We start from the raw sequence: 14,259 nt of genomic DNA, 5'->3' as shown, positions 1-14,259 counted from the left end.
AGGCCATATGACTCAAGTCAATCACGGACCCCTGCTTCGAAAACTGGCGTTGATCATCATCCTTATGTTTGGGTTCGCCTTCGCCTTGGTGCCCTTGTATGACGTCTTCTGCCGGATTACCGGCCTCAATGGCAAGACGGCTGAGCAACCGGCTACGGCGGATCGCGCCGTGATAGATGACAAGCGCACCGTCCAGATCGAGTTTCTGGCTCATGCGGATGCCCAGATGCCGTGGCAGTTCAGCGAAGAAACCGAGCGTTTGTCGGTGCGACCGGGTGAAATGAAACAGGTCAACTATCGGGTGTTCAACCCGACCGATCGCACCATGGTTGCCCAGGCTGTGCCATCAGTCTCTCCCGGCCCTGCCGCCGCCTATCTGAAGAAGGTGGAGTGCTTCTGCTTTAACCGCCAGGAGTTGAAAGCGGGGGAGAGCAAGCTGATGCCCCTCAAGTTTTACGTAGACCCAGCCCTGCCTGATGACATCAACACCATCACGCTCTCCTATTCCCTGTATGACATCACAGAGTCCAAGCCGACCCCGGCGCTTGCACAGAGGAAATAATCATGGCCAAGGTGAACCAGAATTATTATGTCCCGGATCAGAGCCGCTGGCCGATCATAGGGGCCGTGGCCCTGTTTCTGCTGGCCTTTGGAGCGGGCCATCTGGTCAATGAAGTGGCCAGCAAGCAAGCCGGAGTGGGTCGATATCTGCTGATGGCCGGGGTCGGCTTGCTGGTCTTTATGCTGTTTGGCTGGTTTCGCCACATCATTCAGGAGTCCATGACCGGGCTCTACAGCGCTCAGATGGACAGATCCTTTCGGCAAGGGATGACCTGGTTCATCTTTTCTGAGGTGATGTTTTTCCTAGCCTTTTTCGGGGTGCTTTTTTACGCGCGGGAACTGGCCATGCCCTGGCTGGATGGTGCCGGCAACAAGGCAATGACTGCGCAACTGTTGTGGCCTGATTTTACGGCCCACTGGCCCATGCTCAAGACCCCGGGAGGCACCACGACTCAGGCCATGCCATGGCATGGCATCCCGCTCATCAATACCCTGATCCTGCTCAGCTCCTCCGTCACCCTGCTGTTCGCCCACACGGGTCTGGAGAACAATCAGCGCGCTCGTCTCAAGTGGATGCTGCTTGCCACTGTGCTGCTCGGGCTGAGCTTCTTGTGGCTGCAAGGTTATGAATACATACATGCCTATAAGGAGCTGGGGCTGCGGCTGGACTCCGGGATTTATGGCAATACCTTCTTCATCCTGACCGGGTTCCATGGCCTGCACGTCACATTGGGCACTCTGTTTCTTGGCATCATCTGGCTGCGTATCGTGCTGAAGGATCACTTCACCCCGGAGCGTCACTTCGCCTTCCAGGCGGCAGCCTGGTATTGGCACTTCGTCGATGTGGTCTGGCTCTGTCTGTTCGTCTTTGTCTACTTGCTTTGAGGGCTTCTTAAAACGGGCCCTCGCCCTTAATAGGGGCGAGGATTGGGCTCTAACCAGCCCATTGCTAGGGAGATCAGCAGTATGACGATCACCAACAGGGAGAAGAGGACACGGCGCCCGAGTGGGGCCGACATCTTCTGAGTCTGACCCGTGGTCATCATCAACCAGAGGGCATGGAACAGCTGCCCAATGATAAGTAGCAGCATGAGTATCAACACTATCTTGATCAACATGTTAGGGCCTTAGCTATATGCGTGAAATGACGACCTGGCACAAGCAACGACCATTTCACCACAGGCGCTGGATAGTGCTGATATTCACTCTGGGTGCGTCGGTCGGTTTGTGCAAGTTGGCCCTCTGGCAGTGGCAACGGGCGGCGGAGAAGGATATCTGGCTGGCCCGGATGGCCGAGGCGCAGCAAACGGCCCCCTTGACCCTGACTCAGCTCGACTGGACCGCCCCAGATCGGTGGGACGGGATGCCGCTGCGAGGCCGGGTGGAGTGGTTATCCCCTTATGTCTGGCTGCTGGACAACCAGGCCGTGGCGGGTGAGATAGGCTATGACATCATCATACCGGTCCGTGCAGGCAAGGGGGCTACGGCGGTAAAACAATCTTCATCACAAGCGCCCTTGCTGTTGGTCAATCTGGGTTGGATACCCGCACCGGCAAGCCGGGATCGGCTACCCGAGCCAGTAATTCCCGCCGCCCTGGAGCTGGATGGGCTGTTGCGGATAAGCCCAGGTGGTCTGTTATTGGGTCAAAACATCGAACCTGGCGCTTACCCGAACAGGATCCAGTCTGTCAGGGTCACCAGCCTGAGTGAACAAACCAGCCTTCCCCTGGTAGATGCCGTTTTTTATCAGCAGAAAACGCCGTTTATCTACCACTACCAACAGAACGTCATGCCGCCAGAAAAGCACAGAGCCTATGCGCTGCAATGGCTGGGATTGGCGTTGGTGGTGCTGGTGGGGGGGCTGATGCTGACAAGGAGGTCTTCCCCATGAGCATGAAAAAATGGGCCAGATGGAAGGTACCTGCCGCCTTCGTGCTGGTGATCCTGCTACCCGTGCTGCTGGCGGCCCTGACTTTGAGCCAAGGCTGGTATGAAGCTGGCACTCGCAGCAAGGGGCACTGGCTGAGCCAGGAAATCTATTTGCTGCAGCCGCTGCCGGCTCATCAGAGCCAATGGCGGCTGGTTTATCTGGAGGACAGTGGATGTGAGGGAGAATGCCGCCAGGTGCCTGTGCTTATGCAGCGGATACAGAGTGCCCTGGGCCGCAACCTGGACAAGCTGGCACTGGTACAGCTGAACAGTGATGCCCCCTCGTTTGAGACGAATGCCAAGCTGGCTACAGAAATCAAGGCGGGAGACCTGATGCTGGTCGATCCGCAAGGGCTTGCCATCCTGCGTTATCAGGTACCAACCAACACGGCTCAGTGGCCCCTGTTTGGCAAGGCGGTCCTGTCAGATCTGCAGCAGTTGCTCAAGTACCAGCGAGGTGTGCAATGAAGATACACAAGTGGCTGGCCTCGGTCGCCATCGCCCTGGCGGTACTGGTCATTCTGCTCGGCGCCTATACCCGACTGACCGATGCCGGGCTGGCGTGCCCCGATTGGCCCGGCTGTTATGGCTCCCTGGCCATTCCACAGCAGGCACATGCTGAACAGGCGACCCTGCTTTATCCGGATAGTCCGCTTGAGCCTCATAAGGCCCGTAGCGAGATGGTGCATCGTTATTTTGCCGGGGCCCTGGGCTGCCTCATCGCGGCCCTGTTCGTTCTGAGCTGGCGTGCTGGTGGCCGCCTGCGTCTTCTATCGGGTGCGCTACTGGTATTGGTCATCGGGCAGGCCGCCTTGGGGATGTGGACCGTGACCCTGGCGCTGCATCCCTTGGTGGTCACGACGCACTTGCTCGGTGGCTTTGCCATCCTTACCCTGCTGTGGCTCTACCGGGTGGAGCTGGTACGAGATCCCGCACACTCGCCCATTGTCGGTGGTCCGGGCTTGCCCTGGCTCGGTAATCTCGCCTGCGGTGTGCTCTTGATCCAGATTGCTCTGGGGGGATGGACGTCCTCCAACTATGCCGCCATGGCCTGCGCCGAATTTCCTCTGTGTCACTCTGGTTGGCAGCAACAGCTGGATTGGGATGAAGCCTTCCACCTGCCGCTTGGCCATGCCAGCTACGAGTTCGGGGTGCTCGGCAAGGAAGCGCGACAGACCATTCACATCGCCCATCGGCTGGGGGCTATGGCGACGGCCCTGTTGGTTGGCGCCTTTGCACTGGGCTTGATCCGCCATGGCGCACCTTTGCGGTTACTCGGAACGCTGCTCCTCACCCTGTTGTTGATACAGATAGCACTGGGGCTGGCCAATGTTCACCTCGCCCTGCCTCTGGCCAATGCTCTGGCTCATAACCTGGTGGGTGCACACCTGCTGGTGCTGTGTGTGCTGGCCCGTCGGCGACTCTCCCACACCGCCACTTCACCCTTGCTATCGCCCGTGGCGATCCGGAGCCAGACATGAACGACAAGTCACTGGCACAGCTGTTCGATCCCCGCCTGCTGCGGGACTACTACCAGCTGACCAAACCGAAAGTGGTGGCTCTGTTGCTGCTGACTGCCTGGGTCGGCATGTTGCTGGCCGAGCCGACGTTGGCCTCGCTGGATCGCATGGTGTTGGGGCTGGTTGGCATAGGCCTGTTGGCGGCTGCCGCAGCGGCCATGAATCACAGTCTGGATAGCGGCATCGACGCCCAGATGCGCAGGACACGCTGGCGACCGGTCGCCAGAGGGCGGATCACTAGCAGGGCGGCGATGCAGTTTGCACTCTGGCTGGCCCTGCTGGGGTTTGTGCTGCTCTATTGGGGAGTGAACCCCCTGACCGCCTGGTTGACCCTGGCCAGCCTGTTTGGCTATGCGATCGTCTATACCCTGTTGCTCAAGCGGGCGACACCACAAAACATCGTCATCGGCGGGCTGGCGGGGGCCATGCCGCCGCTGCTTGGCTGGACCTGCATAACGGGGCAGCTCTCGGCGGAGCCCTGGCTATTGGTGATGATCATCTTCACCTGGACTCCTCCGCATTTTTGGGCCCTGGCGATCCACCGGCGGGATGAGTATGCAGGCGCCAACATTCCCATGCTGCCGGTCACCCACGGTATCGAGTTCACCAAGACAGCCATCCTGTTCTATCTGCTGATGCTGACCCTGATCTGCCTGCTGCCCTATCTGATCGGCATGTCCGGTCTCATCTATCTCGTCGGCAGCCTGATGCTGAACCTGAGGTTCTGCTGGCATGGTTGGTTGCTGAAACATGCTGATCGACCTGCCCAAGCGATGCGTACCTTCCGCTTCTCCATCTATCACCTGATGCTGCTGTTTGGCCTGCTGCTTCTGGATCACCACTGGTTATGGCGGCTGTCATAAGAAGGGGGGTTGAGGGAGGCGTAGAACCCGGGGGGGAAGGGGAGAGCAGAGAGTGACAATACAGAGAGGCTGGCCCGAAGGCCAGCCTTGCGATTTTCAGAGTTTGACCATGATGTGGCGCGGCACAGTGTAGTCCTCCAGTGCGTAGAGGGAGAGATCCTTGCCGTAGCCGGACATCTTCATGCCGCCGTGGGGCATTTCCGAGCAGAGCATGAAGTGGGTGTTGATCCAGGTGCAGCCGTACTGCAGGTGGCTCGCCACCTTGCTGGCGAGGCCGAGATCCCGGGTCCAGACCGAGGAGGCGAGGCCGTAGTCAGAGTCGTTGGCCCACTGCACCACCTGCTCGGCATCGTTGAAACGGGTCACCGACACCACCGGGCCGAACACCTCGCGCCGCACTATCTCATCCTCCTGACGGGCGCCGACAATCAGGGTCGGCTCGAAGAAGAAGCCGTTGCCCGCCCGGATCTTGCCCCCCGTCGTCACCTCCACGTGGCCGCTGCTCTGGGCCCGCTCCACGAAGCTGGCGACCCGGTTGCGCTGTCGATCCGAGATGAGAGGGCCCATCTCCACACCCTCTTCGTGCTGGCTGCCCACCTTGATGGAGGCCACCGCCTCTGTCATGGCGGCGACGAACTTGTCGTAGATCTTGCCCTGGGCATAGATGCGACAGGCGGCGGTGCAGTCTTGGCCTGCGTTGTAGAAACCGAAGGTGCGAATGCCCGCCACCACGGCTTCGAGATCCGCGTCATCGAAGATGATGACGGGAGCTTTGCCGCCCAGTTCCAGGTGGGTGCGTTTCATGGTGCGGGCGGCGCTCTGCAGGATTTTCTGGCCGGTGGCGATATCGCCGGTCAGTGACACCATGCGCACCAGGGGGTGCTCCACCAGTGGCGCACCCACGCTCTCGCCGCGACCGCAGATGATATTGATGACGCCGCGGGGGAAGAGCTCGCTGGCAAGTTCGGCGAGGCGAAGGGCGGTCAGCGGGGTCTGCTCCGAGGGCTTGAGCACTACGGTGTTGCCGGCGGCGAGCACGGGTGCCATCTTCCAGGCTGCCATCATCAGCGGATAGTTCCAGGGCGCTATGCTGCCTACCACGCCGATGGGATCCCGGCGGATCATGCTGGTGTGCCCCTCGAGATATTCCCCCGCCAGTGGCCCCTGCAGGCAGCGTGCCGCCCCGGCGAAGAAGCGGAAGCAGTCCACCACGGCGGGCAGTTCGTCGTTCAGCACAGCCAGATAGGGCTTGCCGCAGTTGAGGGATTCGATCGCCGCGAATTCCTCGGCGTGACGTTCGATGACATCGGCAAGGCGCAGCAACAGATTGCTGCGCTGGGCCGGGGTGGTGCGGCTCCACTGGGCGAAGGCACGCTGGGCGCCGTTCACCGCACGGCTCACCTGCTCGAACGAGGCTTCTGGCACAGAGGCGATGAGCTCCCCCGTGGCGGGGTTGAGGACGGGCTCGGCCGGACCGTCTCCGGTTACAAACTGGCCGTCGATAAGCAATTTGGTATTGAGCTTCATGGTTGCATCCTTGCGCACGCGTTGAGTCGTTATTTGCCGCTGCCGGCGACGTCCTGGCCGTCGCGGGTGAGGTAGTAGGCAAGCAGAATAGGAATGGTGGTGAAGGCCACTATGATGAGGGCCACCACGTTGGTGACGGGTCTGTCCCGGGGACGGATCAGCTCCTGATACATCCAGATGGGCAGCGTGGTCTGCTGACCTGCGGTGAAGGTGGTGACTATCACCTCGTCAAAGCTGAGCGCGAACGCCAGCATGCCCCCCGCCAGCAGGGCGGTGGCGAGGTTTGGCAGGATCACATAACGCAGAGTCTGGAAGCCATCGGCGCCGAGATCCATGGATGCCTCGATGAGGCTCTGGTTGGTGCGGCGAAACCGCGCCAGGGCGTTGTTGTAGACCACCACCACGCAGAAGGTGGCGTGGCCGATGACGATGGTCCAGAAACTGAACGGGATCTCCAGCAGGCCATAGGCGGAGCGCAGCGCTATGCCGGTGACGATACCGGGCAGGGCGATGGGCAGCACCAGCAGCAGCGACACCACCTCTTGACCGAAGAAGCGACTGCGGGCAATGGCCCCTGCCGCCAGGGTGCCGAGCACCATGGCCGCTAAGGTTGCCAGCCCCGCTACCTCCAGCGACAGCTGGATGGCGCGCCACACATCGGGTCGGTTCAGTGTCACCTCGAACCACTTCAGAGTCAGGCCGGGAGGTGGGAACTGGTAGCTCTTGCTCTCGCTGGTGAAGGCGTAGAGGAAGATAAACAGGATAGGGATATGCAGGAACAGCAACCCGCCGATGGCGGCGTATTTCAGCAGGCCGGATGGGCGCTGGCCATGATCCTGATTCATAGCGGGATTAGAGCGCATCGAAGGCCCCCAGACGTTTCGCGATGGACAGGTAGACGGCGATGATGAGGATGGGTACCAGTGAGAAGGCGGCGGCGAAGGGCAGGTTGCCCGCCGTGCCCTGCTGGATATAGACCACCTGGCCTATGTACATGGTCGAGTTGCCTATGATGCCGGGGATGATGTAGTCCCCCAGGGTCAGGGAGAAGGTAAAGATAGAGCCCGCGACCACCCCAGGCAGGGCCAGCGGCAGGATCAGGGTGCGAAAGGTCTGGGCTGGGGTGGCGCCGAGATCGCCGCTTGCCTCCAGCAGGGAGCGGGGGATCCGTTCCACCGCCGCCTGGATCGGCAGGATCATGAAGGGCAGCCAGACGTAGACGAACACGATGAAGGTACCGAGCCGTGAGAACGATAGTGAGGGCCCGCCTATCACCGACAGGGAGAGAATGCCGTCCAGCAGCCAGTCCAGCCCCAGGCTCCCCGCCAGCCAGCTGATGACCCCCTCCTTGGCCAGGATCAGCTTCCAGGCGTAGACACGCACCAGATAGCTGGACCAGAGCGGCAGCATGATGCCGAGGTAGAACAGGGCCCGGGTCTTGCCGCTGGTGTAGCGCGCCATGTAGTAGGCGACGGGGAAGCCGAGCAGGGCGCAGGTCAGGGTCACCAGCAGCGCCATGCCGACGGTGCGTAGGATGACGTCGAGGTTCTCCGGTCTCAGCAGGGCGACGAAGTTTTGCAGCCCCAGCTCGTGGCGCACCTGGCCGCTGAACTCGTCCAGCCCGAAGAAGGCGTTGGAGAGCAGCATCAGCAAGGAGCCCACATAGATGATGCCGAGCCAGATCAGCGGCGGGCCGAGCAGGATCCCCAGCAGCAGGCCGGGGCGGCCATAGAGCAGGGTGGAGAGGCGCCGCAGCGGCCGAAAGGTGGATGGTGCAGAGACAGGGTTCATGGGAAGGCTCGCACTGTGGGGGAGGCTTATGGCTGAGTCTCCGGTTTGGATATCGTCAGGTGGTGGATGGCCTGCTCCGGCCAGCTGAGACTGACCTGGGCGCCGTGAGGGAGGCGTTCCTGACCCTCGTTGGGATGGTTGACGATGATCTCGAGCTGCTCCCCAAGGCTGACCCGGTAGCGCACGAAGGCACCCAGGTATTCCACCTCGCGGATCTCCCCCGACCAGCCGGGCGTGCCGGCTTCGCTCAGCCGGATCCGCTCAGGGCGCACCATCATCTGCTGGCTGTCGCCACACAGGCGTCTGGCCTGCTCTCCCTCGAACAGGTTGACGGTGCCGACGAAGCGGGCGACGAAGGGGGTCGCCGGGGCGTCGTAGATGGTATCCGGTGGGGCTATCTGCTCTATCCTGCCCTGATTGAAGATGCAGATGCGGTCGCTCATGGAGAGCGCTTCTTGCTGATCGTGGGTGACGAAGATGAAGGTGATGCCGAGCTGGCGTTGCAAGGCTTTCAGCTCTAGCTGCATCTGCTCGCGCAGCTTGAGATCCAGTGCGCCGAGCGGCTCGTCCAGCAGCAGGATGCGTGGCTGGTTGATCAGCGCCCGGGCGATGGCGATGCGCTGACGTTGGCCGCCGGAGAGCTGGCCCGGTTTGCGATTGCCGACGCCGGGCAGGCGCACCAGCTCCAGCATCTCGTCTACCTTGCGATAGCGCTCTGGCTTGGACACGCCCTTGAGCATCAGGCCATAGCCTATGTTGTCGCGCACATCCATGTTCGGGAACAGGGCATAGTCCTGGAAGACGGTGTTGAGATTGCGATCGTAGGGGGGTACTCGGGAGCAGGGCTCACCGAACAGACGGATCTCGCCTGCGCTCGGGTATTCGAAGCCGGCGATCATCCGAAGACAGGTGGTCTTGCCGGAACCGCTCGGGCCCAGGAGGGTAAAGAATTCACCGGCCGGGATCTGGAAGGATATGTCGTCGACCGCCTTCACCTCGCCATAGTGGCGGCTGACCCGGTCAAATTGTACGGCTGTCATGATACGTCCTTGTCATCTAACCAGGCCGGGTATCCACCCGGCCCGCAAGAGGGCTATGTCAGGCGTTGCTTGCCTGAAGGGGATCAGCGACCACCCAGGATGGCGATATAGTCCGAGACCCAGCGATAGTAAGGCACACAGGTGCCCTGGCTCTTGCACTGGGAAACCGGTGTGCGCCAGAAGTGAACCCGGTCGAAGTTGTCGATGCCGTTGGTCTTGCACCCCTCGGCGCCGAGTAGGGCATTGCCCTCGCAGGCTGCGGGGACCACGGGCACGGAGCCGAACCAGGAGGCGAGATCCCCCTGCAGCTTGTTGTTGAGGGAGTGCTCCAGCCACTTGTAGGCGCAGGTCAGGTTCTTGGCCTCGCTGTGTACCATGCTGGTGTCGGCCCAGCCGGTGACCCCTTCCTTGGGCACTGTGGTGGCGATGGGCTGCTTGTCGGCGATCAGGGTGTTGGCCTGGAACGGCCAGGAGTCGGAGGCGACCACCCCCTCGTTCTTGAAGTCATCGATCTGGACGAAGGCGTCGTGCCAGTAGCGGCCCACCAGCTGACGTTGCTTGCGCAGCAGTCCGAGAGAGGCCTTGTACTGATCCTCGTTCAGCTCATAGGGATCCTTGATGCCGAGCGCTGGCTGGTGGGTCATCAGGTAGAGGGCCGCATCGGCGATGTGGATGGGGCCATCGAACGCCTGCACCCGCCCCTTGTTGGACTTGCCATCCGGCAGGGTCTGCTCCTCGAACACCACACTCCAGGAGTCGGGGGCCTTGGGGAAGGTCTTGGTGTTGTACATCAGGATATTGCCGCCCCACTGGTAGGGCACGCCGTAGTGCTTGCCGTCCACCGTATGCCAGGGGGCGCTCTGCAGGCGGGGATCTATCTTGCTGTAGCTCGGGATGAGCGCCAGGTTCAGGGCCTGCACCTTGCCGCCAGCGATGAGACGCAGGCTGGCATCGCCGGAGGCGGTCACCAGATCGAAGCCCCCCTCGTTCATCAGGGCCACCATCTCGTCCGAGGTGGCCGCCGTCTTGACGCTGACCTTGCAGCCGGTCTCTTGCTCGAAGCCAGTCACCCAGTCGTAGTTCTTGTCGGTCTCGCCGCGCTCCACGTAGCCGGCCCAGGCCACGATATTGAGTTGGCCTTCACCCTTGCCGAGCTCGGTGGGGGCGGCCTGGGTCTGGCCTGCCAGCAGGGCCGGGATCAGGGCCAGGGTCAGGGGGGTCAGTTTCATCTTGCGCTCCTTGCATGATCGGGAGCCATGGCGACATCGTCATGGCATTAACATCCTGTTAACTGCCATGAGCGTAGGAGACGGGCGCTGTAATGAGAATTTCAATTTTTAACCGACTGGGTATCTGAAAAATCGATATCGAGTGCAGATGAATCTGAATTTCCGAGATGAGCTTCTTAGCGAAACGCGGGTTGGCGGGCCCGCAACCGGCTCTGATCCCGCACTATGTCGATGAACTCCCGGGCGGTCCAACTCAGGTGAGAGCCACGGCGCCACACCAGACCTATGTCGATGGCGGGAATGGGCTCCTTGATGGGGCGCGCCTCGACCCGTTCCTGCTCCAGTGACCAGGGGCGGTAGGCGAAATCCGGCAGCAGGGCGGCCCCGAGCTGGCTGGCCACCAGGCTGCGCACCGCCTCCACCGAGGCGGTGCGCAGCACGATACGGGGGGCAACCCCGTAGCGGCGCAGGCCGGAGCCGATGATCTGATCCAGCTGATCGGCGGTGAGGGAGATCATGGGCTCCTCGGCGAGGGCCTTGAGGGAGAGGCTGGACTCGGCGCAGAGGGGGTGGTTGGCGGCGAGCCAGAGCCGCAGCGGCGAGCGGGTCAGCAGCTCGGTATCGAACGCCTCCTGACGGATGGTGCGGTTGGTCATCAGGATCCCCACGTCCACCTCGCCGTTGACGATCTGGTGCTCGAGATAGGGTTGTTCATCCTCTTTGACCTCGATGCGCACCGCCGGGAAGGCGCGGCGAAAACGACCGAGGGCCTCCGACAGGTAGTAGCCGGCCACTAGCGTGGTCACCCCTATGGTGAGCTGACCCTGATCCTGCTGGGCCACCGCCTTGAGGGACTGGCCCGCCTCCGTCATGGCGCCCAGGATCCGTCTGGCGTGCAGCAAAAACTGGTGACCCTGGGCGGTGAGGCTGACCCCGCGCGGGTTGCGCTCGAACAGGGCGGCGCCGAGCTCCGTCTCCAGCTCACGGATGGCGCTGGTGACGGCAGACTGGGAGATGTGCAACTCGGCGGCTGCGCGGCTCACCGAGAAGCTGTCGGCCACGGCGACGAAATAGCGGATCTGGCGAAAGGTGAAGTTCATCTGGGCATCCTGCCACTGGGTGAGCAATCAGCTTAACCGTTAACGGCGCCCAAACGAAAGGCGCCCGCAGGCGCCTTTGTCATTGTCTTTGCATGCTTAGCGAGAGCTGGCCGCCTCGATCACCGGCAGCCGGTTCACCCCCTTGCCCAGATAGGCGAGGGTGATGGTCACTATGATGCAGGTGAAGCTGAGCCACATGTAGGGCAGGTAGTCCAGGGTCGCCACCCCCAGCACCCCGGCCATGAAGATGCCGTTGTCGCTCCAGGGCACCATGCCGCAGGTGAGGGTGCCGCCGAACTCGGCGTTGCGGGAGAGGTTCTTGCGAGCCAGTCCCAGCCGGTCGTAATTCTTGGCCATGATCTTGGGGGTCAGGATCAGGGACACATACATGGCTGAGCCGAACACGTTGGCCAGGAAGGCGGTGCCTATGGTGTGGGTGGTCAGGCTGCCAGCGCCGTTGATCCGCTTCTCGAAGGCGCTGGCGATGACGGCCAGGATGCCGACCTTCTCCAGCAGACCGCCGAAGCCCAGACCGAAGATGATGACAGCTACAGAACCCAGCATGGACTCCATGCCGCCGCGGCCCAGGATGTTGTCGATGAAATCGACCCCGGAGACGATGGGGAAGGGGCTGTAGGCCGAGTGCATCGCTTTGATCGGATCCATACCCTGGAAGGCGATGGCCCAGATAAGGCCCAGCAGGGCGCCGAAGCTGATCACCGGGAAGGCGGGCTTGCGGTTGGCCAGCAGGCCCAGCACCAGCACCACGGGCACTATGGCCAGCGGCGTGATGTTGAACTGCTTGTCGAGGGCCTCCATCACCAGGTTGACCTGCTCCAGGCTGACATTGCCGGAGTACTGCATGCCGACCACGGTGAACAGGGCGGCCGTGATGACGTAGGAGAACAGGCTGATGGGCAGCATGCCCTTGATGTGTTCCACCACGTCGACGTTGGACATGGTGGACGCCAGCACCACTGAGTCGGAGAGGGGGGAGAGCTTGTCACCGAAGTAGACGCCGGAGAGCACGGCCCCCGCCACCAGGGGCGCAGGCACCCCCAGGCTGTGGCCTATGCCCATCATGGCGATGCCGGCGGTGGCGGCGGAGCCCCAGGAGGTACCGGTCGCCAGGGAGGTGAGGGAGCAGATGATCAGGGTCGCCAGCAGGAAGATGGACGGGTGTATCACCTTGAGGCCGAAGTAGATGATGCTGGGGACTATGCCGCCGGCGATCCAGGTGCCGACCAGGGCACCGACGGAGACCAGTATCAGGATGGCGCCCATCCCCTTGGCGACGCCGTCGACCGCGGCCTGCTCCAGGGACTTGTAATCATGACCGAGCCGGATGCCGAGTCCCATGATGACGAACCAGGCGATGAACAGCGCCAGCTGGATCGGCAGATCGAGCAGGCTGGTGAAGGAGAAGGCCAGGGCCAGGAAAATGGCCAGGCAGGCAAACACCTGATACATGCTTGGCAGTCGGATGTGGTTTTGTTGGTTTTGCATAGATACTTCCTAAACTCTTGCTCGCCAAGGCCAGTCCCTCTCGTCCTGTGGATACACGTATCCCGAGGGGCTCACCCAAAAAGAGGCCGCAATCTACCACAAACCAGGGGGCCAAAATCCCAACTTATTTAGCAAAAATGCATTAATGATTGAAAAATATGCCTGTTAGTTGATCTCGTAAGCATTTTTTGAGTATGAGAATGATACCGCTCAAATGGGCGAGACCCATAGGAAAGTCCGATTGCACCCTCATAAAATACAAATGATAATTATTATCAATTTGTGAGAGAGGGAGATTCGCCATGATCTGGATAGTGAGGGGCCTGTTGCTGGCGGGGCTGCTGGCCGTCCTTGGCTGGGGTCAGGAGAAGGAGTACGGCATCTGGAGTCTGGGCTTCCTGTTGGCGGCCTGGGTCATGCTGGAACCCAAATTGAGGCCTGTCTTGATCCTGCTGCCGGTGGCCGGTATGACGGGAGTGGTGGCCCTGATCTGGCAGCAGAGCTGGCACTAGTCGCTAGCGGGAGGGGACGGCCAGGATCTTGTCGTGGGCCAGGCGCAGCGCTGCCATGACCTTCTGCTCCATCTCGGTGCGCTCGGTTTCCGTGGTGAAGTAGATCATGTCGACGTTGTGGCGGATGTAGTGGGAGGGGAGCTGATTCAGGGTAAGGCAGCAGAGATCGGCGAGCTGGTGGGAGCTCAGCGTCTGGCCGAGGCCCTGTTTTTCTATCTCTTTGAGTACCAGGTGTTCATAGAAGTTGTGAATGTCGGTATCCAGGATCATGGGGCAACTCCTGTGGTCACGTCGCATTATCAACAGCATAGCCACGACGGCCAAAAACAAAAGGCCCATCACTTCCGTGATGGGCCTTTTGCATAATAGATGGTGCGAAGAGAGGGACTCGAACCCTCACATCCGTGGGACACTAACACCTGAAGCTAGCGCGTCTACCAATTCCGCCACCTTCGCACACTGTTTTTCCCATCTGGTTTTTAAATGCGGTTGGGCGCATTGCTCTGTTTTAACATGTCAGAATCATGGTGCGAAGAGAGGGACTCGAACCCTCACACCCGGGGGGCACTAACACCTGAAGCTAGCGCGTCTACCAATTCCGCCACCTTCGCACATCGGGTTATCAGTCTGGATTTACATGCTGTCTGATAAAAGCATGGTGCGAAGAGAGGGACTCGCACC

Annotated in this window: 16 protein-coding genes and 2 tRNA genes; 7 read left to right on the top strand and 11 right to left on the bottom strand. The window is 61.1% G+C overall.

Annotated features, from left to right (window positions below; translation table 11 throughout):
• Window positions 1-7: 7 nt before the first annotated feature.
• Both CUC44_RS14115 and CUC44_RS14110 read left to right on the top strand, forming a co-directional pair.
• Window positions 8-562 carry a cytochrome c oxidase assembly protein gene (locus CUC44_RS14115; RefSeq protein ID WP_100860557.1) on the top strand — a complete coding sequence of 185 codons (555 nt, stop codon included), beginning with the start codon at window positions 8-10 and terminating at the stop codon, window positions 560-562.
• Window positions 563-564: 2 nt separating this feature from the next.
• Window positions 565-1,446 carry a cytochrome c oxidase subunit 3 gene (locus CUC44_RS14110; protein WP_100860556.1) on the top strand — a complete coding sequence of 294 codons (882 nt, stop codon included), beginning with the start codon at window positions 565-567 and terminating at the stop codon, window positions 1,444-1,446.
• 26 nt (window positions 1,447-1,472) lie between these two features.
• Here CUC44_RS14110 and CUC44_RS14105 read toward each other — a convergent pair whose 3' ends face one another.
• On the bottom strand, window positions 1,473-1,679 hold the full coding sequence (locus tag CUC44_RS14105; RefSeq protein WP_100860555.1) for a DUF2909 family protein: 207 nt from the start codon (window positions 1,677-1,679) through the stop codon (window positions 1,473-1,475).
• Window positions 1,680-1,753: 74 nt separating this feature from the next.
• Between CUC44_RS14105 and CUC44_RS14100 the strand changes: the two genes are divergently transcribed.
• The 4 genes from CUC44_RS14100 to cyoE are packed head-to-tail and all read left to right on the top strand — an operon-like array spanning window position 1,754 to window position 4,873.
• Window positions 1,754-2,452: an SURF1 family protein gene (locus tag CUC44_RS14100; protein WP_244166791.1), complete on the top strand. Its 699-nt coding sequence runs from the start codon at window positions 1,754-1,756 to the stop codon at window positions 2,450-2,452.
• Window positions 2,449-2,958 (top strand): hypothetical protein, encoded by a 510-nt coding sequence (locus CUC44_RS14095; protein WP_244166790.1) that lies wholly within the window; start codon window positions 2,449-2,451, stop codon window positions 2,956-2,958. The genes CUC44_RS14100 and CUC44_RS14095 overlap by 4 nt, the downstream gene beginning before the upstream one ends.
• Window positions 2,955-3,971 (top strand): COX15/CtaA family protein, encoded by a 1,017-nt coding sequence (locus CUC44_RS14090; RefSeq protein WP_100860553.1) that lies wholly within the window; start codon window positions 2,955-2,957, stop codon window positions 3,969-3,971. The genes CUC44_RS14095 and CUC44_RS14090 overlap by 4 nt, the downstream gene beginning before the upstream one ends.
• Entirely contained in the window at window positions 3,968-4,873 is a 906-nt protein-coding gene (cyoE, locus tag CUC44_RS14085; protein WP_100860552.1) for a heme o synthase, read from the top strand. Before CUC44_RS14090 ends, cyoE begins: the two co-directional genes overlap by 4 nt.
• 96 nt (window positions 4,874-4,969) lie before the next feature.
• Here cyoE and CUC44_RS14080 read toward each other — a convergent pair whose 3' ends face one another.
• The 7 genes from CUC44_RS14080 to nhaC all read right to left on the bottom strand — a co-directional run bounded on the left by CUC44_RS14080 (window position 4,970) and on the right by nhaC (window position 13,066).
• Window positions 4,970-6,400 carry a gamma-aminobutyraldehyde dehydrogenase gene (locus CUC44_RS14080; protein ID WP_100860551.1) on the bottom strand — a complete coding sequence of 477 codons (1,431 nt, stop codon included), beginning with the start codon at window positions 6,398-6,400 and terminating at the stop codon, window positions 4,970-4,972.
• Window positions 6,401-6,429: 29 nt separating this feature from the next.
• Window positions 6,430-7,263, bottom strand: coding sequence for an ABC transporter permease (locus CUC44_RS14075; protein WP_425266322.1), 834 nt, complete (start codon window positions 7,261-7,263; stop codon window positions 6,430-6,432).
• Window positions 7,253-8,221: an ABC transporter permease gene (locus tag CUC44_RS14070; RefSeq protein ID WP_100860550.1), complete on the bottom strand. Its 969-nt coding sequence runs from the start codon at window positions 8,219-8,221 to the stop codon at window positions 7,253-7,255. The genes CUC44_RS14075 and CUC44_RS14070 overlap by 11 nt, the downstream gene beginning before the upstream one ends.
• A complete protein-coding gene (locus tag CUC44_RS14065) occupies window positions 8,218-9,231 on the bottom strand; it encodes an ABC transporter ATP-binding protein (RefSeq protein ID WP_100860549.1) in 1,014 nt (337 codons plus the stop codon). The genes CUC44_RS14070 and CUC44_RS14065 overlap by 4 nt, the downstream gene beginning before the upstream one ends.
• An 83-nt stretch (window positions 9,232-9,314) precedes the next feature.
• Window positions 9,315-10,460, bottom strand: coding sequence for an ABC transporter substrate-binding protein (locus CUC44_RS14060; protein WP_100860548.1), 1,146 nt, complete (start codon window positions 10,458-10,460; stop codon window positions 9,315-9,317).
• Window positions 10,461-10,636: 176 nt separating this feature from the next.
• Complete coding sequence (locus CUC44_RS14055; RefSeq protein WP_100860547.1) at window positions 10,637-11,560, bottom strand: LysR family transcriptional regulator; 924 nt, start codon at window positions 11,558-11,560, stop codon at window positions 10,637-10,639.
• 96 nt (window positions 11,561-11,656) lie between these two features.
• Complete coding sequence (gene nhaC / locus CUC44_RS14050) at window positions 11,657-13,066, bottom strand: Na+/H+ antiporter NhaC (RefSeq protein WP_100860546.1); 1,410 nt, start codon at window positions 13,064-13,066, stop codon at window positions 11,657-11,659.
• A gap of 302 nt (window positions 13,067-13,368) precedes the next feature.
• On the opposite strand from nhaC, the gene CUC44_RS14045 reads away from it, so the two are divergent.
• Window positions 13,369-13,578 (top strand): hypothetical protein, encoded by a 210-nt coding sequence (locus tag CUC44_RS14045; protein WP_100860545.1) that lies wholly within the window; start codon window positions 13,369-13,371, stop codon window positions 13,576-13,578.
• A gap of 3 nt (window positions 13,579-13,581) precedes the next feature.
• Here CUC44_RS14045 and CUC44_RS14040 read toward each other — a convergent pair whose 3' ends face one another.
• From CUC44_RS14040 to CUC44_RS14030, 3 genes are all read right to left on the bottom strand, one after another.
• Complete coding sequence (locus CUC44_RS14040) at window positions 13,582-13,848, bottom strand: late competence development ComFB family protein (protein WP_100860544.1); 267 nt, start codon at window positions 13,846-13,848, stop codon at window positions 13,582-13,584.
• A gap of 100 nt (window positions 13,849-13,948) precedes the next feature.
• Window positions 13,949-14,034, bottom strand: a tRNA-Leu gene (locus CUC44_RS14035).
• A gap of 69 nt (window positions 14,035-14,103) precedes the next feature.
• Window positions 14,104-14,189: transfer RNA gene (locus tag CUC44_RS14030), tRNA-Leu, on the bottom strand.
• Window positions 14,190-14,259: the final 70 nt, after the last annotated feature.

Origin of the sequence: Aeromonas lusitana (genome assembly GCF_002812985.1) — a bacterium.
Lineage (GTDB): Bacteria > Pseudomonadota > Gammaproteobacteria > Enterobacterales > Aeromonadaceae > Aeromonas > Aeromonas lusitana.
The sequence above is the reverse complement of the archived record's forward strand: the minus strand, read 5'-3'. Positions and strand labels throughout refer to the sequence as shown.

Coding starts and splice junctions, on each gene's coding strand:
- nhaC (WP_100860546.1), bottom strand. CDS start 13,066: ATGCAAAACCAACAAAACCACATCCGACTGCCAAGCATGTATCAGGTG.
- CUC44_RS14040 (WP_100860544.1), bottom strand. CDS start 13,848: ATGATCCTGGATACCGACATTCACAACTTCTATGAACACCTGGTACTC.
- cyoE (WP_100860552.1), top strand. CDS start 3,968: ATGAACGACAAGTCACTGGCACAGCTGTTCGATCCCCGCCTGCTGCGG.
- CUC44_RS14045 (WP_100860545.1), top strand. CDS start 13,369: ATGATCTGGATAGTGAGGGGCCTGTTGCTGGCGGGGCTGCTGGCCGTC.
- CUC44_RS14090 (WP_100860553.1), top strand. CDS start 2,955: ATGAAGATACACAAGTGGCTGGCCTCGGTCGCCATCGCCCTGGCGGTA.
- CUC44_RS14105 (WP_100860555.1), bottom strand. CDS start 1,679: ATGTTGATCAAGATAGTGTTGATACTCATGCTGCTACTTATCATTGGG.
- CUC44_RS14065 (WP_100860549.1), bottom strand. CDS start 9,231: ATGACAGCCGTACAATTTGACCGGGTCAGCCGCCACTATGGCGAGGTG.
- CUC44_RS14060 (WP_100860548.1), bottom strand. CDS start 10,460: ATGAAACTGACCCCCCTGACCCTGGCCCTGATCCCGGCCCTGCTGGCA.
- CUC44_RS14080 (WP_100860551.1), bottom strand. CDS start 6,400: ATGAAGCTCAATACCAAATTGCTTATCGACGGCCAGTTTGTAACCGGA.
- CUC44_RS14055 (WP_100860547.1), bottom strand. CDS start 11,560: ATGAACTTCACCTTTCGCCAGATCCGCTATTTCGTCGCCGTGGCCGAC.
- CUC44_RS14110 (WP_100860556.1), top strand. CDS start 565: ATGGCCAAGGTGAACCAGAATTATTATGTCCCGGATCAGAGCCGCTGG.
- CUC44_RS14075 (WP_425266322.1), bottom strand. CDS start 7,263: ATGCGCTCTAATCCCGCTATGAATCAGGATCATGGCCAGCGCCCATCC.
- CUC44_RS14095 (WP_244166790.1), top strand. CDS start 2,449: ATGAGCATGAAAAAATGGGCCAGATGGAAGGTACCTGCCGCCTTCGTG.
- CUC44_RS14115 (WP_100860557.1), top strand. CDS start 8: ATGACTCAAGTCAATCACGGACCCCTGCTTCGAAAACTGGCGTTGATC.